This window comes from uncultured Aliiroseovarius sp. (assembly GCF_947497285.1).
Taxonomy (GTDB): Bacteria; Pseudomonadota; Alphaproteobacteria; order Rhodobacterales; family Rhodobacteraceae; genus Aliiroseovarius.
Genome location: NZ_CANMFT010000007.1, coordinates 216,553 through 226,724 on the forward strand (window position 1 = coordinate 216,553; position 10,172 = coordinate 226,724).

General features: G+C 58.6%; 11 protein-coding genes. 5 read left to right on the forward strand and 6 right to left on the reverse strand.

Annotated elements, in window-relative coordinates:
• Positions 1 to 81: 81 nt before the first annotated feature.
• Entirely contained in the window at positions 82 to 1,008 is a 927-nt protein-coding gene (locus tag Q0864_RS13595; protein WP_298570829.1) for an FAD-binding protein, read from the reverse strand.
• A complete protein-coding gene (locus Q0864_RS13600; protein WP_298570831.1) occupies positions 1,008 to 1,766 on the reverse strand; it encodes an electron transfer flavoprotein subunit beta/FixA family protein in 759 nt (252 codons plus the stop codon). Before Q0864_RS13600 ends, Q0864_RS13595 begins: the two co-directional genes overlap by 1 nt.
• A 238-nt stretch (positions 1,767 to 2,004) precedes the next feature.
• On the opposite strand from Q0864_RS13600, the gene Q0864_RS13605 reads away from it, so the two are divergent.
• Positions 2,005 to 2,478, forward strand: coding sequence for a GyrI-like domain-containing protein (locus Q0864_RS13605; RefSeq protein ID WP_298570833.1), 474 nt, complete (start codon positions 2,005 to 2,007; stop codon positions 2,476 to 2,478).
• Positions 2,479 to 2,494: 16 nt separating this feature from the next.
• Here Q0864_RS13605 and Q0864_RS13610 read toward each other — a convergent pair whose 3' ends face one another.
• The 4 genes from Q0864_RS13610 to Q0864_RS13625 form a co-directional block, all read right to left on the reverse strand.
• A complete protein-coding gene (locus Q0864_RS13610; RefSeq protein ID WP_298570835.1) occupies positions 2,495 to 3,067 on the reverse strand; it encodes a cob(I)yrinic acid a,c-diamide adenosyltransferase in 573 nt (190 codons plus the stop codon).
• A complete protein-coding gene (locus Q0864_RS13615; protein WP_298570836.1) occupies positions 3,067 to 3,273 on the reverse strand; it encodes a twin transmembrane helix small protein in 207 nt (68 codons plus the stop codon). The genes Q0864_RS13610 and Q0864_RS13615 overlap by 1 nt, the downstream gene beginning before the upstream one ends.
• 76 nt (positions 3,274 to 3,349) lie before the next feature.
• Positions 3,350 to 4,186: an SDR family NAD(P)-dependent oxidoreductase gene (locus tag Q0864_RS13620; protein WP_298570838.1), complete on the reverse strand. Its 837-nt coding sequence runs from the start codon at positions 4,184 to 4,186 to the stop codon at positions 3,350 to 3,352.
• 135 nt (positions 4,187 to 4,321) lie between these two features.
• Positions 4,322 to 4,909 (reverse strand): SH3 domain-containing protein, encoded by a 588-nt coding sequence (locus Q0864_RS13625; RefSeq protein ID WP_298570839.1) that lies wholly within the window; start codon positions 4,907 to 4,909, stop codon positions 4,322 to 4,324.
• A 120-nt stretch (positions 4,910 to 5,029) separates the two neighbouring features.
• Here Q0864_RS13625 and parC point away from each other — a divergent pair, with 120 nt between their 5' ends.
• The 4 genes from parC to Q0864_RS13645 all read left to right on the forward strand — a co-directional run.
• On the forward strand, positions 5,030 to 7,363 hold the full coding sequence (parC, locus tag Q0864_RS13630) for a DNA topoisomerase IV subunit A (protein ID WP_298570841.1): 2,334 nt from the start codon (positions 5,030 to 5,032) through the stop codon (positions 7,361 to 7,363).
• A 3-nt stretch (positions 7,364 to 7,366) separates the two neighbouring features.
• Positions 7,367 to 8,542 (forward strand): DUF898 family protein, encoded by a 1,176-nt coding sequence (locus tag Q0864_RS13635; protein ID WP_298570843.1) that lies wholly within the window; start codon positions 7,367 to 7,369, stop codon positions 8,540 to 8,542.
• Positions 8,539 to 9,705: a M48 family metallopeptidase gene (locus Q0864_RS13640; RefSeq protein ID WP_298570845.1), complete on the forward strand. Its 1,167-nt coding sequence runs from the start codon at positions 8,539 to 8,541 to the stop codon at positions 9,703 to 9,705. The genes Q0864_RS13635 and Q0864_RS13640 overlap by 4 nt, the downstream gene beginning before the upstream one ends.
• Before the next feature lie 192 nt (positions 9,706 to 9,897).
• A partial coding sequence (locus Q0864_RS13645; RefSeq protein WP_298570847.1) for a GTP-binding protein occupies positions 9,898 to 10,172 on the forward strand: 275 nt, incomplete at its 3' end.

The following is a 10,172-nucleotide window of genomic DNA, read 5'->3' on the forward strand; positions in this document are numbered from 1 at the left end:
CGAGCTTTCCCAACGTTGGGCCATTTCAAATAGAAAGGCCCGCCACTCAGGCGGGCCTTTGCTTTTTCGATTTCCGTCTGATCAGAGCTTGTCGGTCAGCGCAGGCACTGCGTCGAACAGGTCGGCCACCAGACCGAAGTCGGCAACCTGGAAGATCGGTGCTTCTTCGTCTTTGTTGATCGCGACGATGATCTTGGAGTCTTTCATGCCAGCCAAGTGCTGGATCGCGCCCGAGATACCAACGGCGATGTAGAGGTCAGGGGCGACGACCTTACCGGTCTGGCCCACCTGCCAGTCGTTCGGGGCGTAGCCCGAGTCAACCGCCGCGCGCGAAGCGCCAACAGCGGCGCCCAGCTTGTCTGCCAGCTTCTCGATCAACGCGAAGTCGTCTTCGGACCCCACGCCACGACCACCGGACACGACAACGCCAGCCGACGTCAGCTCGGGCCGGTCGCTTTCGGCAACCTTGTCTTCGACCCATTCCGATAGACCGGGGTTATCAGCGGCAGACACGGTCTCAACCGAAGCCGACCCGCCTTCGCCAGCCGCATCAAAGGTCGAGGTGCGGAAGGTGATGACCTTCTTGGCATCTGACGATTTGACGGTCTGCACGGCGTTACCGGCATAGATCGGGCGTTCAAACGTGTTGGCGTCCACCACACCCGATGCGTCCGAGATCACCATAACGTCCAGAAGTGCTGCCACACGGGGCATCACGTTCTTGGCGTCGGTGGTGGCGGGCGCAACAATGTGCTCGTAATCACCTGCCAGCGACACGATCAGCGCTGCGGTTGATTCTGCCAGACGATGACCCAGCGAAGGATCTTCGGCGATCAGCACCTTCGACACACCGTCGATTTTCGCGGCAGCGTCGCCAGCAGCGGCGGCAGATGCGCCAGCGGCCAGAACCGTCACGTCACCCAGTGCTTTCGCGGCGGTGACAGCCTTGGCGGTGGCGTCCATCGCCAGTTCGCCATTGTTGACTTCTGCGAGAAGAAGAACAGCCATTATACAGCCCCCGCTTCTTTAAGTTTCTCTACCAGTTCGTCGACCGAACCCACGATGATGCCTGCGGCACGCGAAGCGGGTTCAGCGGTCGAAACGATCTCAAGGCGCGGTGTGACGTCGACGCCGTAATCGGCGGCAGTTTTTTCGTCCAGCGGCTTTTTCTTGGCCTTCATGATGTTGGGCAGCGACGCATAGCGCGGCTCGTTCAAACGAAGATCAACGGTGACGATGGTCGGCATCGAAACCTTGATGGTCTGAAGACCGCCATCCACTTCGCGGGTCACAACGGCTTTGTCGCCGTCAATGTCCAGTTCAGAGGCAAACGTGCCTTGCGACCAGCCCAGCAGGGCCGACAGCATTTGGCCGGTGGCGTTCATGTCGTTGTCGATGGCTTGCTTGCCGGCCAACACGAGGCCCGGCTGCTCTTCTTCCACAACTTTCGCCAAAATCTTGGCCACGGCCAGCGGTTCGATGTCGTTATGAACATCATCAGCCGCAACCACCAGAATGGCGCGATCCGCGCCCATCGCAAGCGCGGTGCGCAGCGTTTCCTGGCTTTGCTTTACGCCGATCGACACGACGACAATCTCGTCGGCCTTACCAGCTTCTTTCAGGCGGATGGCTTCTTCGACGGCAATCTCGTCAAAGGGGTTCATCGACATTTTTACGTTTGCAAGATCGACACCGGATCCGTCCGCTTTCACACGAACCTTCACGTTGTAGTCGATCACGCGCTTCACAGGCACAAGCACCTTCATTGGCGTGTCTCTCCCAATTAAGCCCCGGATGGGGCGGTCTCAGTTCTTCTCCCGTTTACCGGGTCGTGGGCGCTGAAAACAGCGTAAAATCGTCACGTTCTGCGCTAAGGACGCCGCGTTTTTTGGTTTTGCAGGGGATTCATTGCGAGAATGTTTCCACCCTGCGCCAATCAAGACCTTTTGCTTCGGCGTGGGAGCAGCGTGCATATTGAACGGGAATCGGCAAGGAGGGTCCGAAATGCAGACAACAACGGAACCATTAGAGGTCCTAGACGCGCCGGCGCGGACGATAGCGGGCACAGTGAAATCCTATGACATGCAATCGCGCGCGACCATTCCTGCCCAATGGCAAGCGTTCTACGATGCGGGCCCTCAGTTCGAACACGGTGTCGAAGGTGCGATGTTTGGTGTTTCGTTCGATGCCGATGCCACCGGCGCATTTCGTTATGCTGTCGGTCGCGAAGTGTCCGACCGGTCGGCAACATTGGCTTCCGGTTTAAGCTATGTTGATTTGTCAGAAGGGCGATATGCCGTGCGTCGGGCGTTTGGTCCTATGAAAGAATTGCCACAAGTCTTCGACCTTGTTTTCACCAAGGATTTGCCGGCCAAAGGGCTACAGCCACGTGAGGGCGCGTGTTTTGAACGCTACCCGGATGATCCACGCAACAGCGCGGACGCGATGGCGTATGAAATCTGGGTTCCCGTAAAGTGACGCCCTGCAAGCTGACTTAGCGGTTCGCCCCCGGCACCCAAAGCACGTCCGATTTGCCGTCGTCATTTGCGACACGCGCGGCCACGAAACACCAGTCCGACAGGCGGTTCAGGTATTTGATAGCGGCGGGGTTCACGTCTTCGACGGTTGCAAGCTCGGTCGTCAGCCGTTCGGCGCGGCGGCTTACGGTGCGTGTTAGATGCAGATAGGCGGCCAGCGCGGACCCGCCGGGCAGGATGAAGCTGCGCAGGGGCTCCAACGCTTTGTTCATCGCGTCGATTTCCGCCTCAAGCCGGTCAACCTGAGCGTCATTCATCCGAAGCGGCGGGTATTCGGCCTCGTCATCCTTGTCCCTATGCGGGCGGCACAGGTCAGCGCCCAGATCGAACAGGTCGTTCTGGATGCGGGCCAAGGCCGCGTCGATGTCACCTTCGGCATGCAGTCTGGCCAGCCCAATCGTGGCATTGGTTTCGTCCACGGTGCCATAGGCATCAACGCGGGCCGAATGCTTCGCAACGCGCGACCCATCGCCCAGTGCTGTTTCGCCCTTGTCGCCGGTGCGCGTGTAAATCTTGTTCAGGACAACCATCAGCCGTTTCCTCCTCGTATCCAAACGAACAGCAGGATCAGCGCGATCGCGACGGCTTGCGCATATATCCGATACCGCATGAACCGGTTCGAGTGCTTGCGCGATGTCTCTCCGCCGATGCCGAACGTGCCGATGCCCATCAATAGAATGATGGCAACGCTGCCAACCGCAACTACGACTAGGGCAAATAGCGGATCGTCGAACATGCTGTTTCCTTGGGTCAGTATCTCGTGTTTCAGATAGCCCCGAAACCGCAAGATTGCGAGGGGTAATCCGTCGCGCCTAGCCGTTGGGCGTAAACCGGTCGAGGATACGGGTCGACAAAAGGCGGCGCGCAATCCCGGCGATGCGGGTGGCCGTCGTGACATAATAACGTGGCTTTGGGTTGCGGCTTTCCAGCGCGTGGACCAGCTTGTCGGTTACGGCAGATGGCGGCAATTCGAACGTGTCGGGTGTGCCGCTGTCGTCGTAAAGGCGTTCGCGCAGTTTGTGGTAAAGCCCAGCGCGGGCGCTGTTTTCCCAGTCGATCCAGCGTTCAAACTGTGGGATCGCGTTCTCGCGGATGCGCGTGGTGATCGGGCCGGGTTCGATCAGGATGACCTTGATGTCCATGCCCCGCATTTCAAGCCGCAATGTATCCGTTAGCCCCTCTAGCGCGAATTTTGTGGCGACATAGGCGCCGCGCCATGGAAGCGCTGCGAAGCCCAGCACGGACGAGTTGTTGATGATCCTGCCGTGACCTTGGGCGCGCATGACAGGCAGCGCAAGTCGTGTCAGGTGGTGATAGCCAAACAGGTTGGTCTCGAAGATGTGACGCAGCGCGTCTGTCGGCAGATCTTCCACGGCGCCTGGAATGGCGAAAGCGCCATTGTTGAACAGCGCGTCGAGCGTGCCGCCTGTGCGGTTCAGCACTTCGGCCATGGCGGCGTCCATGCTTTGCTCGTCGGCGTGATCCAGTCGGAAGCTTTCCAGCCCTTCGGACCGCAGACGTTCGCAATCCGCCTCTTGCCGGCAGGTTGCAAACACGCGCCATCCGCGTTTGGCCAATGTATGGGCCGCATCATAACCGATGCCGGACGAACAACCGGTGATCAGGATTGATTGAGGAGATTTGGGCATATTTGTTCCTGTTTGTCGCGCAGAGGCACTTAGGCGGCAGTCAAAGAAGGGGTCAATGTAAAAGCGACGCGCCCCGCAAAAAGGACGCGCCGCTCAGGTGCACTCGGTTGAATGTCGTGTATTGCTATGGCTCGTTCAGAGTTGAGTTTTCAGAAATTTCGATGCCATGAAGCCCCGGTCGCCGGTTGCAACAACCTTGATCTGGCTCCAACCACTTCCTGCAGGGCCCATATCAATGACCTCGGTGCCGCGTGACAGGCGTGCAACGACGCCGTGCTGAGTGGATGGTCCCGACCGCATGTTCACCGAACTGCCGCTCACAAAAACGGATTGCAAGGATGACGGGCTTGGTGCGATCGCGGGCGATGCAGGTTGGGGCGTTCCAACCCAACTTGCCATGAGCCGGGCTGCCTCTTCCGCCAGTTCGGCTGGTGTTTGCGCTGGCGCGGTGTTTTCCAACGCAACAGGGCTTGCCGCAAAGGCGGCCTGCGGGGCGTCCGCGATTGCCGCATTGGCTGTCGCGATCACCTCACCCTTGGCAGTTTCGGGCGAAGCAAGCATGCCAGCATCCTGAACTGCGGCAGAAACGGGCTGAATCGTTTCCTGCGCGATGGTCGGTTCGCGCCCAATTCGGTCTGCAGGCAGGCCGCTGTCTCGGCCAAAGTGCAGCATCGCAACGCCCAAGGCACCTGCTGCAAACAGTGTTGTCTTTATAAGACCCATAATAATCCCCCCTACTCAAACAACATCTACACAAGAACTTTTTTATCTATCGCGGGGAATGTAATATAAGTTTCCCCGCAGCCGCTTTACGCGAGTCTCCCTCAAAGATACACAGCTTCCATGAATAATGTAACTGAAAACCCCGACAGGCAGGGATCGGACATCGCCGAACCGCTGCGCCGCGCCATTGGCGACCGCTATCTGACTTATGCATTGTCAACGATCATGCACAGGGCCTTGCCTGACGCGCGTGACGGGTTGAAGCCAGTGCACCGGCGGATCCTTTACGCGATGTCGAGGTTGAAACTGGCATCAGGCGGCAAGTTCCTGAAATCGGCCAAGATTTCTGGCGACACGATGGGGGATTTCCACCCTCATGGCGATGCCGCAATCTATGATGCGATGGCGCGTTTGGCGCAGGATTTCGCGGTGCGTTATCCGCTTGTCGACGGGCAAGGTAACTTCGGAAATATCGACGGCGACAACCCCGCCGCCAGCCGATACACCGAGGCCCGGATGACCTTCGTCGCCGAGGCCATGTTGAACGGTCTTGACGAAAACGCCGTTGACTATCGCGACAATTATGATGGTCGCCTGACGGAACCGGTGGTTTTGCCAGCCGAGTTTCCAAACCTGTTGGCCAACGGCTCGTCGGGCATTGCGGTTGGCATGGCCACCAATATTCCGCCGCACAATATCGCAGAGCTGATTGACGCTTGTCTGCATCTGATCAAGGTGCCGGACGCCCGTGACGACACCCTTTTGAACTATGTGCCGGGCCCGGATTTCCCCACCGGTGGCATCATCGTCGAACCGCGCGAAAACATCGCGCAAGCCTATCGCACCGGGCGTGGATCGTTCCGGCTACGCTGTAAGTGGGAGATTGAGGATCTGGGGCGCGGTCAATGGCACATCGTCGTGACCGAGATCCCGTATCAGGTTCAGAAATCCAAGCTGATCGAGAAGATTGCCGAGGTGATCCAGACCAAGAAGGTTCCGATTCTTGGCGACATTCGTGACGAAAGCGCCGATGACGTTCGGATCGTGCTGGAACCGAAATCCAAGAATGTGGATGCCGAGCTTCTGATGAACCTGATGTTCCGCAACTCGGACCTTGAAACACGGTTCAGTCTGAACATGAACGTGCTGATCGACGGTGTGACGCCGAAGGTTTGCTCGATGAAGGAGGTGCTGCGCGCCTTCCTTGATCACCGCCGCGACGTGCTGTTGCGCCGCTCGACCCACCGGATGGAAAAGATCGACCACCGGCTTGAGGTGTTGGAAGGCTTCATTGTCGCCTTCCTGAACCTCGACCGCGTGATCGACATCATCCGTTATGATGATGACCCCAAAGCGGCCTTGATGCGCGAGGATTGGGCGCGCGATCACGTCCGCGCCATGAACGAAACGGATTATGTCAGCCCCGCGCCGGGCGAAGGTGAGTTGTCCGAGCTTCAGGCCGACGCGATCCTGAACATGCGCCTGCGCAGCTTGCGGCGCCTTGAGGAAATCGAGCTGGTGCGCGAGCGTGACAAGTTGATGGAAGAGCGTGCAGGTCTTGAGGATCTTCTGGACAGTGGCGACCTGCAATGGGCCCGGATCGCGGAGCAGTTGAAGGAAACCAAAAAGCTTTTCGGCAAGGATTACGAGGGCGGTGCACGACGCACGCAATTCGCCGAAGCGGGCGAAGTCGAAGATGTGCCGCTGGAGGCGATGATCGAGAAGGAACCGATCACCGTTGTCTGCTCGCAAATGGGTTGGATTCGTGCCATGTCGGGGCATATCGACCTGACGCGCGAGTTGAAGTTCCGCGACGGTGATGCCCCCCGCTTCGTGTTCCATGCGGAAACCACCGACAAGCTGCTGGTCTTCGATTCGAACGGCAAATTCTTCACGCTGTCGGCGGCAAACCTGCCGGGCGGGCGGGGCATGGGCGAACCTTTGCGTCTGATGGTTGATCTGCCGAACGAGGCAGAGATCGTCGATCTGTTCATTCACCAGCCGGGGCGACGACTGCTTGTTGCCTCGACCGAAGGGAACGGGTTTATCGTCAACGAAGATGATGTTCTGGCGCAGACCAAGAATGGTAAGCAGGTGCTGAATGTGGGCGACGCCCGCGCCAAGATATGCAAACCGGTCGAAGGGGATCATGTCGCGATCGTATCCGAGAACCGCAAGCTGCTTGTTTTCCCGGTGACTGAGATTAACGAAATGACACGCGGCAAGGGTGTGCGGCTTCAGAAATACCACAGCGCACGCGGCAAGCAGGGTGTGCTTGAACTGGACGGTGGGTTGTCAGACCTCAAGACCTTTGACTGGGAGGTTGGCCTGTCCTGGCCCGCCACGGGCGACCGCACCCGGACCGAGGCGGATATGTCGCCGTGGCTGGGCAAGCGGGCAGGTGTTGGCAAAGCCCCTCCGCACGGCTTTCCGCGTGACAACAAGTTCGAGTGATCAATGCCCCCTGCCGTCCTGACCATCAGCTATTCCGGGGGCAAGGGGCCGATGCTTTGGCTGGCGCTGAAAACCGGGGTTTTGACGGTTCTGACGTTGGGGTTTTATCGCTTCTGGGCGAAAACACGACTGCGCCGATATTACTGGAGCGCCATCCGTCCCGGCGGCATCCCCTTGGAATATGTTGGCGACCCGCTTGAGAAACTGTTGGGGTTTTTGGTCGCTGTCGTGTTCATGGCGTTCTATATCGGCATCATGAACCTGCTTTTGATGTATTTCAGCTTCGCGCTGTTGCAGGGCAGTGTGGCGGCCTACTTTCTCAGCTTCGTTGGGCTCGCACCGATCATCTTTTTCGCGCAGTATCGCGCGCGACGCTACATCCTTGCGCGCACGCGCTGGCGCGGGATCAGGTTCGGGCTTGATCCTGGCGCCTGGGGGTTTTCATGGCGGTCCATCGTGCATTGGCTGCTTGCACTTGTGACGCTTGGGCTGACTTGGCCTTTGACGACCCTTTGGTTGGAGAAATACAAAGCTGGGCGCACCTACTATGGGGATCAACGGTTCGTGCAGGGGGGGCGACGCGGTTTGCTGTTCGGGGCGATGAAGCACGTCTACTACCCCGTGCTTTTGTCCGGTGTCGGTGGCGCAATGGCGGCGTTTTCTGAGAACCCTGCTTGGTTTGCCCTGTTTGTCCTGACCACCCCCTGGCTGATCTACGGTCTTGCCTATTGGCGGGCGGAAAGCTTCAAGCGGATGACCGAAGCGAAAGAGCTTGGCGTGATCCGTTTCCAGTCGTCTCCAAAGCCGTGGACCATCATTGGCATCTATGCGCTGGGCTGGTTTTTGATGAATTTGGTGATCAGCGGGTTCTTTCTGGTGCTGCTGGGCGGTTTGTTTTTGCTGCACGGTAATTTCGGGATCGACGGCGCGGACCTTGATCAACTTGAAGACATGCTTGTGACAAGTGTGCCCGTTCTGGTGCTCGCTTATTTCGGTCTGTTTTTGGGATATCGCGCGATGGCGCATGCGTGGATCACGCTACCGCTTGCTGCCCATTTCGCCGAAGCAACCCGCATCGTGAACGCCGCCGATTTGCATCTGATTGCACAGCGCGACCGGGACGAGTTCGCCGAGGCTGAAGGGTTTGCCGAGGCGCTGGATGTCGGGGCTGCGATATGACCGACCGGGTGGCGCAACAAACTGGGTTTGCAGATTTCGTGCATGGCGAACGCGCGTTTGTGTCGCGGGTGCATCTTCAGCCCCAATCTGCGGGTTTGATGATCGAGATGCCGGATGGCAGCGCGCTGCTTTGGCCGTGGGCTGAAGTGCGACGCCTTCCCGACCAGGCGGACCCTTCAAACTTGGTGCTTGGCCGATCTGACAACAAACTCGCGCGCCTATATTTGCGCGATGCCGCCCTGATCGCCGAGGTGCAGGCACATGCGTCGCACCTCAAGAAGCGGGACAACATGGTTCCGCTGTCAAAGCTCCTGGTCTGGGCCGGCGGGGCGGTCGCCTCGGTCGTTACGATCATTTTCGTTCTTGTGCCGTTGATGGCGGCCCAACTGGCAGAGATCCTGCCGCCGGAGGGCGAAAAAGCCTTGGGCGACGCCACGTTCGAACAGATTCGCACGGCGCTGGACGAAACAGGTTTTACCGGCACGCCGATTTGCGACGACCCTGCAGGCAATGCGGCGATGCAAGCGATGTATCAGCGGCTAAACCCAGCGTCTGACCTGCCGTATGGCGTGCAGATCCATGTGCTTGATCATGACATGGTGAATGCCTTCGCCTTACCGGGCGGACGCATCGTGTTCTTTCGTGGTTTGATTGATCAAGCCGAAACTGCCGAAGAAGTTGCCGCGGTTCTGGCTCATGAAATCGGACATGTCGTGCACCGAGATCCAACCCGCGATGCGCTTAGGTCCGCCGGGTCGCTTGGCGTTTTGGGGCTACTGTTTGGCGACTTTGCCGGGGGCACAATTACCCTGTTTCTGGCCAACCAACTGGTGAATGCGTCCTACAGCCAAGCCGCGGAAGCTACCGCCGACGCCTATGCGCATGCTTTGCTGGACAATGCTGATATCTCGCCTTCGTCACTGGGCACCATGTTTGAACGTTTGCGGGCCGAATATGGCGACGCAGAAGGTATCATTGCGCATTTCATGTCACACCCGCAGATGGGTGCGCGGATCGCAGCTTCGCAGGCCGCTGTTAGCACGACACGCGACTATGGCTCTATCCTGTCGGGGTTGGAATGGACGGCGTTGCAAGCTGTTTGCACCCCTGAAACAGGTGCAGCCACGCAGCCTGACGACGCGATCAAGAAAAGCTGGCCGTAGAAGCCGCTCGCAGCTTGATTGCGCAGGCGACACCCCAAACTTTGCCCAGCTTTTGGAGTTGATGCGAAAACAATACGCATTCCAGTCGCCAAAGGTGAGGGAAGTCTTGATTTTCCCTGCGCGACCGAGTAGTCAGCGCGCGATATGAATCCGGGTTCGGCGGAACCCCACCAGACACAAGGCTTATGGCACATGGCTAAGGAAAAGTTTGAACGCTCCAAACCGCACGTCAACATTGGCACGATTGGCCACGTTGACCACGGCAAAACGACGCTGACCGCTGCGATCACCAAGTATTTCGGTGACTTCCAGGCGTATGACCAGATTGACGGCGCGCCGGAAGAAAAAGCACGCGGGATCACGATCTCGACCGCTCACGTTGAGTATGAAACCGACGCGCGTCACTACGCCCACGTCGACTGCCCCGGCCACGCTGACTATGTGAAGAACATGATCACCGGTGCGGC

What these genes read in the sequence shown, in the direction of transcription:
- Q0864_RS13640 (WP_298570845.1), top strand. Translation starts at nt 8,539, where the DNA reads ATGACCGACCGGGTGGCGCAACAAACTGGGTTTGCAGATTTCGTGCAT.
- Q0864_RS13620 (WP_298570838.1), bottom strand. Translation starts at nt 4,186, where the DNA reads ATGCCCAAATCTCCTCAATCAATCCTGATCACCGGTTGTTCGTCCGGC.
- Q0864_RS13605 (WP_298570833.1), top strand. Translation starts at nt 2,005, where the DNA reads ATGCAGACAACAACGGAACCATTAGAGGTCCTAGACGCGCCGGCGCGG.
- Q0864_RS13595 (WP_298570829.1), bottom strand. Translation starts at nt 1,008, where the DNA reads ATGGCTGTTCTTCTTCTCGCAGAAGTCAACAATGGCGAACTGGCGATG.
- Q0864_RS13610 (WP_298570835.1), bottom strand. Translation starts at nt 3,067, where the DNA reads ATGGTTGTCCTGAACAAGATTTACACGCGCACCGGCGACAAGGGCGAA.
- Q0864_RS13625 (WP_298570839.1), bottom strand. Translation starts at nt 4,909, where the DNA reads ATGGGTCTTATAAAGACAACACTGTTTGCAGCAGGTGCCTTGGGCGTT.
- Q0864_RS13600 (WP_298570831.1), bottom strand. Translation starts at nt 1,766, where the DNA reads ATGAAGGTGCTTGTGCCTGTGAAGCGCGTGATCGACTACAACGTGAAG.
- Q0864_RS13635 (WP_298570843.1), top strand. Translation starts at nt 7,367, where the DNA reads ATGCCCCCTGCCGTCCTGACCATCAGCTATTCCGGGGGCAAGGGGCCG.
- parC (WP_298570841.1), top strand. Translation starts at nt 5,030, where the DNA reads ATGAATAATGTAACTGAAAACCCCGACAGGCAGGGATCGGACATCGCC.
- Q0864_RS13615 (WP_298570836.1), bottom strand. Translation starts at nt 3,273, where the DNA reads ATGTTCGACGATCCGCTATTTGCCCTAGTCGTAGTTGCGGTTGGCAGC.